This window comes from Actinoallomurus purpureus, from assembly GCF_024055795.1.
GTDB classification, from domain to species: Bacteria; Actinomycetota; Actinomycetes; order Streptosporangiales; family Streptosporangiaceae; genus Actinoallomurus; species Actinoallomurus purpureus.
Genome location: NZ_JAMXMY010000001.1, coordinates 212,898 through 229,371 on the forward strand (window position 1 = coordinate 212,898; position 16,474 = coordinate 229,371).

Annotated in this window: 13 protein-coding genes; 2 read left to right on the plus strand and 11 right to left on the minus strand. The window is 70.4% G+C overall.

Going from position 1 to position 16,474, the window contains the following annotated elements; all coding sequences use genetic code 11:
• Positions 1-154 precede the first annotated feature (154 nt).
• From NE236_RS00920 to NE236_RS00955, 8 genes are all read right to left on the minus strand, one after another.
• Positions 155-505: a hypothetical protein gene (locus NE236_RS00920; protein WP_252839825.1), complete on the minus strand. Its 351-nt coding sequence runs from the start codon at positions 503-505 to the stop codon at positions 155-157.
• A 38-nt stretch (positions 506-543) separates the two neighbouring features.
• Entirely contained in the window at positions 544-876 is a 333-nt protein-coding gene (locus NE236_RS00925) for a hypothetical protein (protein ID WP_252839826.1), read from the minus strand.
• Between the two features lie 162 nt (positions 877-1,038).
• A complete protein-coding gene (locus NE236_RS00930) occupies positions 1,039-2,880 on the minus strand; it encodes a glycoside hydrolase family 15 protein (protein WP_252839827.1) in 1,842 nt (613 codons plus the stop codon).
• 357 nt (positions 2,881-3,237) lie between these two features.
• A complete protein-coding gene (locus NE236_RS00935; RefSeq protein ID WP_252839828.1) occupies positions 3,238-4,701 on the minus strand; it encodes a dihydrolipoamide acetyltransferase family protein in 1,464 nt (487 codons plus the stop codon).
• Positions 4,698-5,714 (minus strand): alpha-ketoacid dehydrogenase subunit beta, encoded by a 1,017-nt coding sequence (locus tag NE236_RS00940; RefSeq protein ID WP_252839829.1) that lies wholly within the window; start codon positions 5,712-5,714, stop codon positions 4,698-4,700. Before NE236_RS00940 ends, NE236_RS00935 begins: the two co-directional genes overlap by 4 nt.
• Position 5,715: 1 nt before the next feature.
• The gene (pdhA, locus tag NE236_RS00945) at positions 5,716-6,822 is read right to left on the minus strand and encodes a pyruvate dehydrogenase (acetyl-transferring) E1 component subunit alpha (RefSeq protein ID WP_252839830.1); all 1,107 of its coding nucleotides are present in this window, start codon (positions 6,820-6,822) and stop codon (positions 5,716-5,718) included.
• Between the two features lie 304 nt (positions 6,823-7,126).
• Complete coding sequence (locus NE236_RS00950) at positions 7,127-7,756, minus strand: TetR/AcrR family transcriptional regulator (RefSeq protein ID WP_252839831.1); 630 nt, start codon at positions 7,754-7,756, stop codon at positions 7,127-7,129.
• A 33-nt stretch (positions 7,757-7,789) separates the two neighbouring features.
• A complete protein-coding gene (locus NE236_RS00955; protein WP_252839832.1) occupies positions 7,790-8,074 on the minus strand; it encodes a hypothetical protein in 285 nt (94 codons plus the stop codon).
• A gap of 105 nt (positions 8,075-8,179) precedes the next feature.
• Here NE236_RS00955 and NE236_RS00960 point away from each other — a divergent pair, with 105 nt between their 5' ends.
• Together NE236_RS00960 and NE236_RS00965 are read left to right on the plus strand one after the other, a co-directional pair.
• Positions 8,180-10,846: a hypothetical protein gene (locus NE236_RS00960; RefSeq protein ID WP_252839833.1), complete on the plus strand. Its 2,667-nt coding sequence runs from the start codon at positions 8,180-8,182 to the stop codon at positions 10,844-10,846.
• Between the two features lie 6 nt (positions 10,847-10,852).
• The gene (locus NE236_RS00965; protein WP_252839834.1) at positions 10,853-12,355 is read left to right on the plus strand and encodes a hypothetical protein; all 1,503 of its coding nucleotides are present in this window, start codon (positions 10,853-10,855) and stop codon (positions 12,353-12,355) included.
• 16 nt (positions 12,356-12,371) lie between these two features.
• Here the strand turns inward: NE236_RS00965 and NE236_RS00970 are convergent, their stop codons facing one another.
• From NE236_RS00970 to NE236_RS00980, 3 genes are read right to left on the minus strand one after another with little or no spacing between them, the layout of a single operon-like run.
• The gene (locus NE236_RS00970; RefSeq protein ID WP_252839835.1) at positions 12,372-13,394 is read right to left on the minus strand and encodes an alpha/beta hydrolase; all 1,023 of its coding nucleotides are present in this window, start codon (positions 13,392-13,394) and stop codon (positions 12,372-12,374) included.
• Between the two features lie 20 nt (positions 13,395-13,414).
• On the minus strand, positions 13,415-15,799 hold the full coding sequence (locus tag NE236_RS00975; RefSeq protein ID WP_252839836.1) for a M48 family metalloprotease: 2,385 nt from the start codon (positions 15,797-15,799) through the stop codon (positions 13,415-13,417).
• Positions 15,796-16,281 (minus strand): hypothetical protein, encoded by a 486-nt coding sequence (locus tag NE236_RS00980; protein WP_252839837.1) that lies wholly within the window; start codon positions 16,279-16,281, stop codon positions 15,796-15,798. The genes NE236_RS00975 and NE236_RS00980 overlap by 4 nt, the downstream gene beginning before the upstream one ends.
• Between the last annotated feature and the right edge of the window lie 193 nt (positions 16,282-16,474).

Consider the following 16,474-nt stretch of genomic DNA (forward strand, 5'->3'; position numbering starts at 1 on the left):
CGGAGAGGGAGCAAGCCGCAGAGCCGCAGGCGGTGGTCCGGTACGCGGGACCATCCCCGCGTGCGCGGGGAGCACGCGAGGAAGCAGGCGCGCGGGAACGGCGGCCGCGGGCGCCGTACCCCGGCACGGCGACCCCAGCATCACGACGGCATCGTCACGCCGCCCGGTGCGGAACGCCTCGGACACCGGGGACGGCATGCCGTGCCTCGGCCTGTCGGGCGCGACGCTCGGCCGCCGTGCTGCGGGCTGCGGCCAAGCTTGCGCGAACCTGGGCGGCACCGCTGCGGGCGGTCGCCGGATCGATGGCCCGGCCCGCGTACTCGGCCAGCACCTCATGCACCGGCGGCGGGTACGGCGGATCCCGGAGAGCCAGACCCGGCGGGGGGCCGCCGCCGGTGGCGGCGAGCACGAGGGACGCGTGACAGCTCGGGCACCTCAACGCGGACCGGTCGTCCTTGCACATGCCGCCGATGATTCCCCGTACCGCCGACAAAACCAGCACCATGCGGTCGGGACCTTCTCTGCTCGGAGATGTGCCAAGCGTTACGAAACTCGCAGAGTCGCAGCTAATGCGGCATCCAGGATGCGAACGGGCAATACGTGTTTGATTACGGATCGTGGGGTGGCGGGGTTGGGGAGTTCTCCGCGTTCGTAGGCGATGTCTCCGTTGCGCTCGGCCCTCCGCGCCGTCAGGCCGGCGATCACCGGGGCCATCGCCGACCGCCTGCCCAGCAAACCGGTGTTGATGACCTCCCAGACCATCCAGGCATCATTCCAACCCACCGAGGCCATCTTGATCCTGTCCGGCTGGGCGACGGTGTGGTCGCTGTCTGGGGCAGTACTCAGCCGCGCGAATGCGCTCACCCAGGCGACCATTACCGGCACGGTATTTTCGCGGGAACGAACGATGTGGTCCAGGCGGTGGGCAAGCAGACTCCGATGACGGTCGAAGAATTCGTCTCTCGCAACAAGGCGCTTTTCGAGCGAGAAGCAGAGTGAGTGGCAGCTTCTGCACCTGCGCCGCTGTCGGCGCCGACGTCAGCCGAGCGTGCGGTCGAGGTTGAACGCGGCGCTGATCAGAGCCAGGTGGGTGAAGGCCTGCGGGAAGTTGCCCTGCTGTTCTCCCGTGTGGCCGATCTCTTCGGCGTACAGGCCGAGGTGGTTGGCGTAGGTGAGCATCTTCTCGAAGGCCAGCCGGGCCTCCTCCAGTCGCCCGGCGCGGGTGAGCGCCTCGACGTACCAGAAGGAGCAGATGGAGAAGGTGCCCTCCTCGCCTTCCACACCGTCGGGGCTGGCCTGCGGGTCGTAGCGGTAGACCAGCGAGTCGGACACCAGGTCTTCGCTGAGCGCCTCCAGGGTCGACAGCCACTTGGGATCGGTGGGGGAGACGAACTTGGCCAGCGGCATCATCAGGACGGCGGCGTCCAGGACCTCGCAGCCCTCGTACTGGACGAACGCCCGCCGCGTGGTGGACCAGCCGCGGTGCATGATCTGCCGGTAGATCGCGTCGCGGCACTGCCGCCAGCGCGGCAGGTCGGCGGGCAGGCCGCGGTGGTTGGCGATCCGGATGGCCCGCTCGATCGCCACCCAGCACATCAGCCGGGAGTACAGGAAGTTCTTGCGCCCGCCGCGCGTCTCCCACACGCCTTCGTCGGGCTGGTTCCAGTGGCCGCAGACCCAGTCCACCAGGGTGCACACCGCGTCCCAGTGGTCGCTGGAGATGGGTTTTCCCCATTTGTCGTAGAGGTAGATGGAGTCGATCAGGGCGCCGTAGATGTCGAGCTGGAGCTGGGTGGCGGCGGCGTTGCCGACGCGTACGGGCGCCGAACCCTGGTGACCCTCCAGGTGGGGCAGTTCGCGTTCGGGCAGGTCGGTGCGCCCGTCGATGCCGTACATGATCTGCAGCGGCCCGGTCGGCCCGTCGGGGCGCAGGTCGATGCGCCGGGTCAGGAAGGTCATGAACGCCTCGGCCTCCTGGGTGAAGCCGAGCCTCAGCAGGGCGTAGACGGCGAACGCGGCGTCGCGGACCCACAGGTACCGGTAATCCCAGTTGCGCGTACCGCCGATACGCTCGGGCAGGCTGGTCGTCGGCGCGGCGACGATCGCGCCCGTGGGCGCGTAGGTGAGCAGCTTGAGAGTCAGGGCGGAGCGGTGGACCATCTCCCGCCACCGGCCGCGGTAGCGCGACGCGGACAGCCATCGCCGCCAGAACGCCACCGTCGCGGTGAACTCCCGCTCGGCCTCGGCGTGCGGGCAGCCGCGCGGTGCGACCGTGTCGCCGACCCGGTCGAGAGCGAAAACCGCGGATTCGCCCTGTGAAAGCTTGAAGTCCGCCCGCGCGTCCAGTCCGTCGCACTCCAGCGGCACCGTGGAGGTCAGCGCGAGTGACAGCACGTCGGACTCGAAGAGCGCCACGCCGTCGGCCATCCGGGTGGTGTGCGGCCGAGCGCCGTAGTCGAACCGGGGAGCCACCCGGGTCCGGAACGGGATCGATCCGCGCACGCACATCACCCGCCGGATCAGCCGGTGCCGGTCGACTTCGCAGGCGTCGTGAGCCTCGCTGACGGGCATGAAGTCCTGGATCTCGCCCACACCGTCCTCGGTGAAGAACCGGGTGATCAGCACGTTGGTGTCAGGGAAGTAGAACTGCTTGGTCTTGGCCGGCGCGATCGCGGCGAGCTCGAACGATCCGCCCCGGTCGGCGTCGAGGATCGCGGCGAAGACGCTGGGCGCGTCGAACCTCGGACAGCAGTACCAGTCGATGGTGCCGCAGGTGCCCACCAAGGCCACCGTACGGAGGTCACCGATCAGTCCGTGCTCGGCGATCGGCACGTAGCGAGAGGACCCGCCCGGGCCATGGTGCGTCGACGCTTCGGCCATCGCAGCAGCCCCTTTCCCCGAGGACCACGCCGTGGTTCAGGTCGCTGACCTGCTATTTCTCAGACTAGACGGCTACCTGTCGCTCCATCCGGCGGGCACCGCCAAGGCTGGCCCCGGGCCGTCAGGCGTCGGCGCGAAGTCCACGACATCCTGACTTCTGCGGGTTCCGTCTCGATGGCCCGCTCCCCTCACGACCGCCTCGGTTCCGCCCCGCCGGCGGGAGTGCCCGGCCGTCACCGCCGGGCCATGCGGGCGATCCGGGGAGGAACGCCCGCATCGCGGCGGGTGCGGAGATCTCGCTCGTGGACGCGGTCATCGCGTCGTCCGGCGGCTCGGCGGGGCTGAGCGTACCGGCCGCTACGTGTGGGCGAGCAGGATCGCGGGGTTCTCCACGCAGTCGGCCACGTGGCGCAGGAAGCCGCCGGCGGTGCCGCCGTCGCAGACCCGGTGGTCGAAGGTGAGGGACAGCTGAGCGACCTTGCGCGCCATGACCGTGCCGTCGACCACCCAGGACCGGTCGATGATGCGGCCGACGCCCAGGAGCGCCGCCTCGGGATGATTGATGATCGGGGTGGATCCGTCCACGCCGAAGACCCCGTAGTTGTTGAGCGTGAACGTCCCTCCGGTCAGTGCTCGGGGAGGCAGCTTGCCCGAGCGGGCCAGGCCGGTGAGCCGGGTCAGCTCCGCGGCGATCTGCGCGGTCGTCATCAGGTGCGCGTCCCGGACCACCGGCACGACGAGACCGCGGTCGGTCTGCGCGGCGAAGCCGAGGTTGACGTGTCCGTACCGGACGATCTCAGAGCGGTCGGTGTCGACCGAGGAGTTCAGTTCGGGGAATCGCCGCAGGCCGTCCACACAGATGCGGGCGAGCATGGCGAGGAGTCCGATGCCGAGATCGGGACGAACGCGTTGGAGCGCGTTCTTCGCGTCGAGTAGACCGGTGGCGTCGACGTCCACCCAGGTCGTGGCGTCGGGAATCTCGCTGCGGCTGCGGGTCAGCTTGTCGGCCACCGCCCGGCGCAGCCCGCGCAGGGGGATGCGCTCGGTCGCGAGTGCCTTCGTGGTTCCGGCGACGAAGAGCGGTGCCGCGGACTCTTCGGGTGCTCTGCGGGCGTCGGCGATGGCCTGCTCGACGTCGCGGCGGAGGATCACTCCGCGAGGCCCGGTCGGGCCGACGGCGGCGAGATCCACTCCGTGCTCGCGGGCGAACCTGCGGACGAGCGGAGAGATCACGCGAGGTGCGCGCCGCGGCTCAGGGCCGGGTGCCTGCGACGCGGCGCCGACGGATGCCTGTGATGCCGCCTCGGCAGGCGCCTGTGGTGCCGTTTCGGCGGGTGCCGGCGGCGCGGCTTCGGCGGGTGCCTGTGGCGTGGCTTCGGCGGCCTTCCCGACGGCGAGCCGGGAGCCGCCACGGCGCCGCCTGCGCGTGCCGGACGCATGGCCGGTGCCGTAGCCGATCAGGACATTGCCGGAGCCGGCCTGTTCCTCCTCCCGGTGGCGTGCCGCTGCGGGGTGCACGTCCGGACCCGTGTCCTGGCCTGCGGCGGGCGCCGTCGCGTGCACGGCGTCCGCCGGGCCGACTTCGATGAGAGGTTCGCCGACGGCCAGGACCGTGCCCGTCTCCGCGTGCAGTTCCAGCACGGTTCCGGCGTAGGGGACCGGTACCTCCACGGCCGCCTTGGCGGTCTCGACCTCGACCACGATCTGGTCGATCGCGACAGTGTCGCCGACGGCGACCTTCCACTCGATGATCTCGGCCTCGGTCAGGCCCTCGCCGAGGTCGGGCAGGCTGAACACCTGCCGCGCGCGAGTGGTCGTCATGATGCCTCCCGGGCCAGGTGGAGGACGTCGGGCGCGTCGTCGAACTGCAGCCGGTCGACCGCGTCGAGGATCCGGTCGGCGTCCGGCAGATGCGAGCGCTCGAGCTTCGGGGGCGGGTAGGGGATGTCGAAACCCGTGACGCGCAGCACGGGGGCGGCCAGCGAATGGAAGCAGCGTTCCTGGACGCGTGCCGCGATCTCCGCGCCCACCCCGGCGAACCCCTGGGCCTCCTGGACGACCACGCAGCGGCCCGTCTTGCGCACCGAGGACACGACGGTCTCATCGTCGAACGGGACGAGCGTGCGCAGGTCCACCACCTCGAGGTCGATGCCGTCCCCGGCTGCCGCCTCGGCCGCCTGGAGCGCCACCGGGACGCCGGGTCCGTAGGTGACCAGCGTCGCGTCGAGTCCCTCGCGCCGTACCGCCGCCCGCCCGAACCCTGCGGCACGCCGATCGCCGGGAGCGGTCTCGTCCTTTGACCAGTACAGTCGCTTGGGCTCCATGAAGATCACCGGATCGGGATCGGTGATGGCGTCGCGCAGCAGCCAGTACGCGTCGTCCGGGGTCGCCGGCGTGACCACCTTCAGGCCCGGCGTGTGGACGTAGTAGGCCTCGCTGGAGTCGCAGTGGTGCTCGACGCCGCCGATGCCACCCGCGTACGGGATGCGGATCACCATCGGCAGCGACAGCCGGCCGCGGGTGCGGTTGCGCATCTTGGCCACGTGCGAGGCGATCTGCTCGAAGGCCGGGTAGGCGAACGCGTCGAACTGCATCTCCACCACGGGGCGGAAGCCGCCCATCGCCATGCCCACGGCGAGGCCCACGATCCCCGCCTCGGCCAGCGGGGTGTCGAAGCACCGATTCTCGCCGAACTCCGTGGTCAGCCCGTCGGTGATGCGGAAGACGCCGCCCAGCGGGCCCACGTCCTCGCCGAAGACGAGAACCCGCTCGTCCTCGCGCAGCGCGTCCCGGAGCGCGGTGTTCAGCGCCTGCGCCATCGTCATCGCGGTCATGTCAGTCCTCCGGGGCGGTCAGCTCGGACGCGAGCAGGGCCCGCTGCTCGCGCAACTGGGGCGTGGGGTCGGCGAAGACGTGGTCGAACAGCTCGTACGGGTCCGTTTCCGGCTCGGCGTTCATCGCGTCACGGAGACGGGAGGCGAACTCCTCGGCGGCCTCGTGCGCCGAGGCGATGCCCTCCGCGTCGAGCAATCCCCGGTCGCGCAGATGGGTCTCCAGACGGGCGAGGGGATCGGCCGACTCCCACCGCTCGACCTCTTCCGGCTCCCGGTAGCGCGTGGCGTCGTCGGCGTTGGTGTGCGCGTCCATGCGGTACGTGTGCGCCTCCACCAGGAACGGGCCCTCGCCCGCCCGTGCGTGCTCCACGGCCGTGGTCAGGACGGACAGCGTCGCGACGAGGTCGTTGCCGTCCACCTGCTCGGACCGGATGCCGTAGCCGATCCCCTTGTACGCGAGCGCGGGAGCCGCGGTCTGCCTGGCCAGCGGTACCGAGATCGCGTACTTGTTGTTCTGCACGAAGAACACGACGGGGGCGTGGAGGACAGCGGCGTAGTTGAGCGCCTCGTGGAAGTCGCCCTCGCTCGTGCCGCCGTCACCGATGAAGGCCATCACGACGCCGTCCTCCCCCTTGCGGCGGAGAGCCTCGGCCAAGCCCACGGCGTGGATGGTCTGGGTGGCCAGCGGCGTGCACTGAGGCGCGACACGCGTGGCCGCGGGGTCGTACCCGCAGTGCCAGTCGCCCCGCAGCAGGGTGAGCACCTCGACGGGGTCGATGCCACGGGAGACCAGGGCCACCGAGTCGCGGTAGGTCGGGAACAGCCAGTCGTCCTCGCGGAGGGCGAGCACGCCGGCGATCTGGCAGGCCTCCTGACCGCGGCTCGACGGGTAGACGGCGAGCCTGCCCTGCTTGGTCAGCGCGGTCGCCTGACGGTCGAAGCGGCGGCCCAGGACCATTCGGCGGTACGCCTCCAACAACTGTCCGTCCCCTGGCGCCGGGTAACCGGTGGGCGGTTCGACGGCGGTGCCGTCCTCGGCGACGAAGCGCACCGGAACGGGGGAGGGAAGAAGGCCGTCGACCACCTGGCGATCTGTCCGCACGGACATGGCGACGCTCACTTTCGCTGGACGTTTGACAAGAGAAGGGTCGGCCTCCGGCGTCATGTGTTCAAGACATCGAGCGCAATGAGCGACAAATGAGTCTTTATCGGGCTCGCCGTGGGCCAAACGTCGACCGAAGAACGCATGGACGGGGGCCGGCGGGACGTTCTGCCGATCGGCTGGACGCGGTGGATGGCGCGATCACAAGACGGGACAGGGCTTCTACCCATGGTGAAGCAGGCGCCGGGGACGAGATCGCTCGGCCTGGAGACGATGCCCGGCCAGGCCGCCGCGGCCCGGTCGTGTGGGTTCAGAGTTCGTGCCGGGCCAAGCCGTCGAAGGCGATGGCGGTGATCGCGTCGGCGACCGTCACCGGATCGTACGCCCCGCCCGGGCGATACCACTCGACCAGCGAGTTCACCATGCCGAACAGCAGCCGGCTCACCAGCATCGGCGGCACATCGTCGCGCAGAGCGCCCTCCGCGACCGCGTCCGCGACGAGCGCGGCGAGGCGGTCATCGAGCCAGCGGCGGCGTTCCAGGGCGGCCAGCTCGACCTCGCTGTTGCCCCGCACACGCAGGAGGAGCGTGACGGAGGGCTGGTGCGCCACGAGGACCTCGACGCTGCGCCGCACCACGTCGCGCAGGCGCCCATAGGCGGTCGCCCCGGCGCTCTCGCGGGAGGCCTCCGTCACGACGGCGGTGAGCTCGTCGAGAGCGTCGTCCAGGGCCTGGCCGAGCAACTGCTCCTTGCTCGTGACGTGGTGGTAGATGGCCGGCTTGGTCAGCCCCAGTTCCTTGGCCAGGTCGCCCACGCTCGTGGCGTCATAGCCCTTGCGATTGAACAGCCCCACCGCGGCGCGCAGGATCGCCGACTGGTCGTATCCGGGACGGCCACGCCGGCGGCGCGGCGTCGGTTCGGCAGGCCCGGTCGTCGTCACGAGTGCAGCATCTCACGCGAGCCCAGGTGGCCTTTATGCCGAAGCCACGACCTTTCCGGCCATGACCTGAGGAGGGTTGGGGAGCAGGGGCGCGAGGCTCTCCCGCACGAAGTCCGCCGCCCTCGAGACCGATTCCTCGGCACCGGCCTGGTCCTGGAAGACGCTGGTCGAGACCATGACTCCATTGCCGGCATCGACCCAGTAGTAGGCCACGAAGCCGGGGACCTGGCGCATGAGCGGCACGAACCCTTCGTTCACCAGGCGTCCCGCCTCGGTCGGATCGGTCACTCCTTCATACCGCCGGACTGCTGCGTACATGGCTGATCTCCTCGCGGGTTCCGGGTTCGTCCTCTGCTGAGACGCCGTACCCCGTACGACGCTCTACAGTCGCGTAGTGAAGCCGACGACAGTGAAGGGTGTGACATGGGGGGACTGCAGTCCGGGGGTGGAACGAGTGCGGTCGCCGCGTCGGCGCACGCCGGGTGCGAGCGATTCCGGCTGACCGATCCATTCATCACCCTCAGAACACGCAAGGCTCTGGCCGCCCGCATCGGCCACCCTGACACCAGCGCCGGGATTCCCGAGGCTCGGTGGACGCGGGCGATGACCTTCGAGAGCCTCGTGCACTCCGAACGTTTCGTCTCCGAGCTGCTCACCAAGACGGTCGGACAGCTCGACCTCGCTCGCCCGAAGGCCGTCCGCCGGCGCGACTGCCACGGCAGCGTCGCCGGCACGGTCACCGAACTCACTCTGGCCCACCTCGAGGCGGAGTCCTCCGGTGAGGCGACCATGGTGACCGCGCTCGCCGTCCCGTACCTCGACCTCGAGAACGTCCCCGATGTGACCCCCGTCCAGCCTGACTTCGCGATCGTCTGTCCCCGGGAGGAGGACGGCCGGACCGTCGGCTCCTGGCTGATCATGGGCGACGCCAAGGACTACGAACGGATCCGCTCGCGCATCGACGACGGCCGGATGCTCAAGGGCTTTCTGCAGGTCGCGCTGGGCGCCGAGTCCGTCGCCGCCTGGAGCAGACTGCCGATCGGCATGCGCGTGCACCGCTATGGAGCGCTGGCCGTACCGCGCAATGCCTTCTTGCAGCCCGAGGCCGTCGTGGAGTTGCTGGACGACCACCGGATCGAAGTCCACGCGAAGGCCGATGAACGGTTGAAGGCCAAGGCCGAACTCGGCGAGGGTTTCCCGGCGGAAGAGGAACTCGTCCCGTACGTCGCCCATCTGACCGCGAACTTCGACCCGCGCAGCTGCGTGACCTGCAACCTCTTCTCGTATTGCCGGGCGGAGCTGCGGAACTGCGACGACCCGCTCGCCGTCCTCACCGAGATCGGGATCGACCGTCTCAGACGTCCTGCCGTGGCGCGGCTCGTGTCCGGTGAGAGCGCCGACGGGCCTGCGCCGCGAAGCATCGTGAATCAGGTGCGCGCCACCGTCAGGGGCCTGCCGTCGTGGACCGGGCGCCTGCGCATCGACCCGTGCGGATTGCCGGGCACCGTCGATCTCGTCCTCGTGAAGTCGGACGCATCGGCTCTCGGAGTGCACGGCGTGGCCGTGCGGAAGGTAGGGACGGACGGGCGGACCGCCTGGGTTCGGCGGGTGTTCTCCGACCCGCAGTCCCCGCTCGCCCGCCGGGCGGTGATGCGGATCCTCGGCGCGGCCATCCGCGAGATCCGGGAGGCGGGCCTCGGACCGGTTCACCTGGTCATTCCGGACCGGCCGACCGCCGACCTGCTGGCCACCGCCGCGGACTCCCTGGCCGGGGTCGAACTCAGCCGTCTGCGCTGGCAGCATGACCTGGACAGCGGCCGCCCGGCCCTGACCTTCGACGGGGAGCCGGCCACGCTGTCGGAGCCGCTGCACGACGACGAGCGGCTCGCGGTCAGCTTCCTCCTGGAGGAGGACAGGGCCCGGGCCATGAGCCTGCGCACGCCCATCGTCGACGTGCGGGCCGTGCTCGCCACCCATGTGACGCCCGGCGGCCCGGCCGCCGACGCCGGCCGCCTGGACTACCTCCTCACCTGGGCCGAGGCCACCGACCCGCTGGACCATCGCAAGGTCTCCGACGTCATCGCCCGGCAATCGGAGACCCCCGGCTCCCGGCTGTCCAACGTCGCCTCCGACGCGATCGACAAGGCGCGCCGCGAGGAGGACACGGCGGCGTACGAGGCGCTCGTCGACGCGGCCCTGGACTACCGCATCGAGGTGCTCGAAAGGGCGCAGCGGGTCCTCGACGGACTGGGGATCTCCCGGCTGCGCGACGTGCACCGTGTCCTGGAAGCCGACGCGCAGGAGATCTGGGGCCGCCGTGTCGCACTGCAGGCCTCCGACCTCGTCCGCTTCTCTCGGATGTACTCGCACTGGCGCAACGCCCATGTCGACCTGCTGGACGCCGACCGCAAGTGCTTCGACCAGCTCACCTGCCTGGCCGACACCTCGGTCGCACGCGACAGGGCGACCGACGCCGGGATCCGCGAACTGGCCCTCGCGACCGTGATCGACCTTGACCCCATCCGGCTCGACGTGAAGTCACGGCGCCTGGTCGACGCGTCGGAGGTCGTCGCGCTGCACGTGGGCGACCGGGCTCTCGTCGAGCAGCCGAACACGACCTTCAAGATCCAGAAAGGCTCCTTCAAACTCGGGCAGATGCCGATCGGGACGCTCAGGCGTCACGACGGCGTCGAGGGACTCGGCTGGGACCCCGCGGTCGTCCCCGACCTGGCGGTCGGCGACACTCTGATCCTGGCCGACGCCACCTGGTTCACGCAGTTCAAGACAGGTCATGAGATCGCTGTGAAGCGGCCGTCCCCGGACGACCGGTCCGCCCCGAAGGCCACCTGCACCCCGGACACCTACTCCGAGAACCCAGAAGAACACCAATGGTGCTGCCGGCCGCACACGGTCGTCGAGGCCGAATGGGCGGACACGCTCGCGGAGCGCCGATCCCGCGGTGAGCTCAACCCGGAGGTCTGGCCGCCGCTGGTCGACGAAGAGCGGTTCGACGTCAGACCGCATGAGATGGAACCGCTGCTCGCGCCCACGCCCACCCCCGGCGATCTGACCATCGACGACCTGGACTGAACGGCAATGACGATCACCTTCTCGGCCCCCGCCGCACCGCCTGAGGACGCGCTCCACCACGAGTCCGCGGCCGAAGGGAACATCGAGGCCGCGCAGCGAGCCATCTCCGCACTCTTGTCGGCCCTCGAGGGCGCCGCCGGCTACGACAGGATCCTGCTGCGCGCCGCCGCCGGCGCCGGAAAGTCCTACGCGCTCGTGCGCATGGTCCGAGAAGCCCTGGCCCATGAGAACTGCACCCGGGTGGGCGTCACCGCCTTCGCGAACAAGCAGGTGTTCCCGCTCGCCGGCGAGCTGGGAAAAGAGCTGGGCGCCTCCCAAGTCTGCCTGTTCGTGGCCAAGGACCGGCTGCCCGAGGTGCCGCAGGACGTGCTCGACCACGTCTCCGTCGCGGCCTCCGCCGGTGGCATCCCCGACACGTGCGCCGTCGTCCTGGGAACCTCGCACAAGATGGGCGCGTGGGGGGAGCCACAGCGGTTGCTCGACCGCCTCGGTCCTGCGGCCAACGCCACGCTGCCGTTCGACGTCCTGTTCGTCGACGAGGCGTGGCAGCTCCCCCTCCACCGCTATGCGACGGTCCAAGGGCTGGCTCCGCTGTCCGTCGGCGTCGGCGACGTCGGCCAGCTGCCCCCGATCGATCCCGGCCAGAACCCCTGGCGCGGCGACCCCGGCTACAACCCCTACCGCGCCTGGCCGACCGCCTACGAGAACGACGAGAGGACCTTCGCCGTCGACCTCCCCGCGGTATGGCGCCCGACGGCCGCTCAGCTTCCCCTCTGGCGGGCCTTCTACGGCGACTGGGACCGGCTGGACTGCGTGGCAGCCCCGGGCGACCGGGCCATCGAGCTGCCGGCCCTGACCGGATCCGCCGCCGAGGTCTGGACGTCCGTCGCCACTGGTACTCCGACCCTGCTCGAGGTCGACGGCCTCCCCGACCCCGAGGCGCCGGACATCGACCCGGACCTGCTCGGCGTGGTCGAGGATCTGCTCGTACCCCTCCTCGAGAGCGAGTTCGCGATCACCCGCCGACGGTACGACGGCGTCGGCAGGCCCCTGAATGAGGAACGGATCACCTCCAACGCACCGTCCGGGGACCCCCTGATCGTCGTCCTCGCCACGCGCAACCAAGCCGTGGACGACGCGACCGCGATGGTCGAACGCCTTACGGACAAGTACGACCTACCGGCGGGCGTGATCCTCGCGTCGACCGTCGACTCCTGGCAGGGCCAGACCAACGCCATCACGGTCGCCGTCCACCCGCTCTCCGGAGCCGACCAGCTCGACGAGTTCAACTCGGCTTTCGGTCGACTCGCCGTCACCTGCACCCGTGCCACCCATGGACTGCTGATGGTGGCCCGAGCCGGCCTCGACGACCTGCTGGGCGAGGCTCCGGCAAGAGCTGGAACGCCTCTCGGCGAGCCCGGAAGCCGATCGCTTCCCCGCCAGACCCACCAACGGATCCTCACGACATTCAGCCGCGCGACGTTGAAGCTCGGCCCTGCGTCACCCTGAATACGGAACGGTCACATCATCGCCGACGACGGGTTCCATCGGCCGGAGGGCCCACGCGCTGACGAGCAGCGGATGGGAGCGTATGGCATGCCAGGTCCCTGGTAGGGAGCGTTCCGGTCTCCAGATAGGCGTTCACCCTCGCGTCGACGCAGGCGTTGCCGTACTCGCCGTAAATTCCGTGGGCGATGACTTCGCGCAGGGTGAGCAGGCGGGTGCCGGTCATCAGGCGGTGCAGTGCCTGGGCACCTCGGTAGGTGGTGGCGGTGTCGCCAGTGGCGGAGACGATCAGCGCCGTGGCCCGATTGGCGATCCTGGTCGGTTGCTCGCGTGGCGGTTCGGGCCAGAAGGCACAAGGGCCGATGTTGTTGGTGATCGGCCCGAAGAGGGGGTGGCGCCGCCGGCTGCGCTGGATGTCGTCCCAGTAGACCTCGGCGTCGTGTGGGGCGGCACGGTCGCCACAGATGATCGCGGCCGCCGGGCTGACGAGGTGCGAGTTCGCGCCGCTCAGGATGAACTGCAGAGACGCCTCCAGCTCCGGGGTCGGGGCGACAGTGGCCCCGCTCATCGCCTTGTCCAGCACTTTCACGGTCGACGCGAACGCGGCGCGCGCCTGGTCATGGTCGTTGCCGACGCCGCCGTAGACCAGGTAGGGGACCACGTGCTCGTCGAGCGTGTACGAGCCGACGCGCAGCGGACGCGCCGATGACGCCTGAACGATCCGCCATACGGTGGCGAGCACCGCGCGCCGGGTACGACCCAGGCCGTAGTCGTGGTGCCGTGCCGCGGTCCAGGAGGCCCAGGCGCGCAGGGCTCGTTCCAAGGCGGGTTCGCTGCCGATCAGCCGGGGGCCCAATCGGCGTGGATCACCGGCGCTGTCGAGCACCATCCGATCCGTCCGCCCAGGGAACATCTGCGCATAAACGGCACCGAGGTAGGCGCCGTAGGAATAGCCGAGATAGGAGATTCGGCGCTCGCCCAGCACGGCGCGGACGATGTCCATGTCCCGGGCGGTGTTACGGGTGGTGGCGTACGGCAGCACATCGCCGTTCCGATGCCTGGTCAGCCGATCCAGATCCGGTAAGCCCCGGGCGCCTCGGCGGCCGCTCCGAGGACGATCGCGGCGGCGAGTACGGTCAAGACGGCAGCAGTGATCGTACGGCTCAGCCTGCCCTGGGCGGCGGGGTGGGGTTCGGTGTCCTCTGGCGTGCGGCGGCGCCGGAGTAGCGCACCGGCGCAAGCGCCGACGAGTGCGGCTGCCATCGCGGCCACCGTGCCCTTGACGAGGATGATGTGCAGGGTGTCGGCGGCGAATCCGGGTTCGGGCCACCGGAGGCACGCCCGTGCCGGGGTGCCGTACAGGCCGGTGCACCGGGCGAGCGGATACAGGCCCAGCTCGATGACGGTCTCCGCGAGCAGACCGGTGATGAGGACCGAGAGCGGTATCAGCACCGGCCGGTGCCGGCGGGCGCGCCCGGCGACGGCTGCGGCGACCGCGGCCTGGGCCAGGACGGCCACGGCGATGAAGCTGTTGTAGAGGGAGTACTTGAAGCCGGAGGTGCCGCGCACCTCGACGGGAACCTGTGCCTTCAGTGCGTGCACGAGGAGGGCGCCGGCCGGCGCGACCCCGACGGCGCCGAGGAGCCCGGCCAGGACCGTGTACCGGATGCGGTAGGGGTGTGCGCCGGCCGGTGGGGGAGACGTTCGCCGGCGTGCCGCGACGAGCGGCACGAGCCACAGCACGGCCAGGGCGGGCAGCGTCAACGCGTTGTAGATCAGATAGACGAAGGGCACGTACTGCAGTTCGGCCCAGTGGAGCAGGCTCGCATACCACGCCGGCGAGCTCGGCTGTCCCGGTTGGAGTTCGTCGCCGAAGAGCCACTGCAGCAGCCCGCCGTTGTCGTGGAAGGCGTTCCATACTCCGAACCACGGTGTGCTCGCGGCGGTGGCGGCGGTGACCACGGCGGGCAGCGTCCATCGGCCGGTGTGCCCGGCCGAGTCCAGCACCGAACGAGCCACCGACGCCGCCCAGGCGGCGATCACGAGGGTGCCGATGAGCAGGAGCAGCGCCTCGACGAGCGGCTGCCACACGCCGGCCGAGGCCAGTTGTGTCCACTGGGTGTAGACCGACAGCCAGGCCAGTTGCTCACCGAGCAGGAACCCCCCGACCAGCACGACCGGCATGGGCACCAGCGCGCGCAGGGCCAGACGAGAGTCCAGGCGGGCGGTGGTCCGCCATATCGCCACCACCAGCGGCCCGGTCAGACCGGGCACGCACACCATCCCGGTCGCCACGAAACCCGTGACGGCCGGCGTGGGTACCGCCAGGCTGACGACATAGCGCAGGTTCACGGCGATCATCGCGGTGGCCATGCCGGCGACGAACAACGGCCACGACTTCGGCGTGAGCGTGTCCCCGGGGTCCGTCAACGCCCGGAGGCGCCGTTCACGGGTCGGGTGGGTCCCGGTCAGCGCCGACCACCGCGCCGTCGGTCGCAGCGCCTGCACGACGTCGCGCAGCGCACCGCCGTGGCGCGCGCCGGCGTCCGCCGCGACGCGGGCATCCGCGTGGATCTCCCTGACCCGCAGGATCGCGTTGCGGGTCAGGTAGCCCAGGCCGGTGAGCAGCAGCAGCGCCACCGCGAGGGTGATCGGCGAGGCGATGCCGGGGTCGCGCCATCGAAGCGGTGAGCGCAGCAGCCAGGGGTCGAGTGTGACCGCGACCATCGGCACCAGCGCGACGGCGACGAACGACCACCAGATCGACATCGTCAGGTACGTGATGTCCACGTCACGGTTGCGCAGATGGGCCAGCTCGTGCATCACCACGGCCCCGAACTTCGCCCGGTCTCGGCCGAACGTGGTGACCAGACCGGCGTTCAACTGCACGTGGCGCCGCCCGTACCGGCCGAAGGCCAGCCCGCTGGACGTCCGTGCGTACGGTGCGATCAGGAACGACGGCCTGAAGTCCAGCTCCGCCTGCCGGGTCAGGTCCTCCAGGTAGGCCGCCAGTTCGGGCGCGTCATCAGCGCTGATCGGGCTCAGTCTGCGCCGGCGGATGAACCAGTGCGGATAGACCCAGTAGATCAGCGCGGCGAGACCGAACACCAGCACGGTGCCATAGACGGCCCACGACACCTGCTCACGGTAGACGGGCTGAAGGCACCGCCCGAGCCGAACCGATGCGTCACCGAGCCGGCCGAGGTCGGCGGCCGTGACGGGACGGCGCCCCAGCAGCGACTCCCTGGCCAGGCAGGTCCTCATGGCCTTCGCCATCCGGTCGCCGTGCGGGGGCACGACGGACCACAGGGACATGAAGATGATTGATCCGGTGACCAGGACGGTCACCACCAGGAGCGCGAACAGGACCGTCGTGCCGGCGGGCCTGCGACGCGAGTCCCTTGCTAATCCGGCGTGCGACCCGGATCCGGCGACCGTGGCGGTCACCGCGGTTCCGGGGTCTTCGGCCGTTGCCCGGCACCGACGACCGCGTCCGCCATGATCTGCGCCGTGTCCGCATCCCCACCGCAGCGCGACACCACGTCGACGACGATCTCGCGAACCCGCGCCCACTGCTCGGCGGTCAGCTCCACCGGCCGCTCCTCCGGATGGTCGGCCGCGCCACGTGCACCGAACAGCCGCCGGACCGCCGAACCGCTCTTCACCACCGCGGGCCGGATCGCCTCTTCGAACAGATACCGCGTCACCTCGGTCGCCACCGCGAGGGCCACAGGGGTGACCAGTACGACGACCTCGGCCTCGCCGATCTGCAGCGGCCCCCGGTCACGGTCACCGGCCAGGGAACGGGCGGGATCAGCGAAGTACGCCTCGCTCACCGCCCGGAATGTCGGCAGCTCCGCCGGCGCCACCTCCGCGACGACGACCCTGGCGATATCGGTGACCAGCGTCCGATCAATGCCAGCACTCAACCCCGGCCTCCCCGTATTCACGGCACTCTTCCCCCGATGCCATGCCCATAGTGGTCAGATCGTCGCGGTCCCGCCAGCGATACCGCAGAAAAGCATGACCGCACCGCGCCCGAAGCCGATGAGCACCGCGTCGCCGTCACCGCCGGCCGCCAGGTGCACTGAGTACGGGCGACACGGGCCGGACGGGGTCGGG

Excerpts from the sequence above, each read along its gene's own strand:
- NE236_RS00930 (WP_252839827.1), bottom strand. The coding sequence starts at position 2,880 with ATGGCCGAAGCGTCGACGCACCATGGCCCGGGCGGGTCCTCTCGCTAC.
- NE236_RS00965 (WP_252839834.1), top strand. The coding sequence starts at position 10,853 with ATGACGATCACCTTCTCGGCCCCCGCCGCACCGCCTGAGGACGCGCTC.
- NE236_RS00955 (WP_252839832.1), bottom strand. The coding sequence starts at position 8,074 with ATGTACGCAGCAGTCCGGCGGTATGAAGGAGTGACCGATCCGACCGAG.
- NE236_RS00960 (WP_252839833.1), top strand. The coding sequence starts at position 8,180 with ATGGGGGGACTGCAGTCCGGGGGTGGAACGAGTGCGGTCGCCGCGTCG.
- NE236_RS00920 (WP_252839825.1), bottom strand. The coding sequence starts at position 505 with ATGGTGCTGGTTTTGTCGGCGGTACGGGGAATCATCGGCGGCATGTGC.
- pdhA (WP_252839830.1), bottom strand. The coding sequence starts at position 6,822 with ATGTCCGTGCGGACAGATCGCCAGGTGGTCGACGGCCTTCTTCCCTCC.
- NE236_RS00925 (WP_252839826.1), bottom strand. The coding sequence starts at position 876 with ATGGTCGCCTGGGTGAGCGCATTCGCGCGGCTGAGTACTGCCCCAGAC.
- NE236_RS00935 (WP_252839828.1), bottom strand. The coding sequence starts at position 4,701 with ATGACGACCACTCGCGCGCGGCAGGTGTTCAGCCTGCCCGACCTCGGC.
- NE236_RS00940 (WP_252839829.1), bottom strand. The coding sequence starts at position 5,714 with ATGACCGCGATGACGATGGCGCAGGCGCTGAACACCGCGCTCCGGGAC.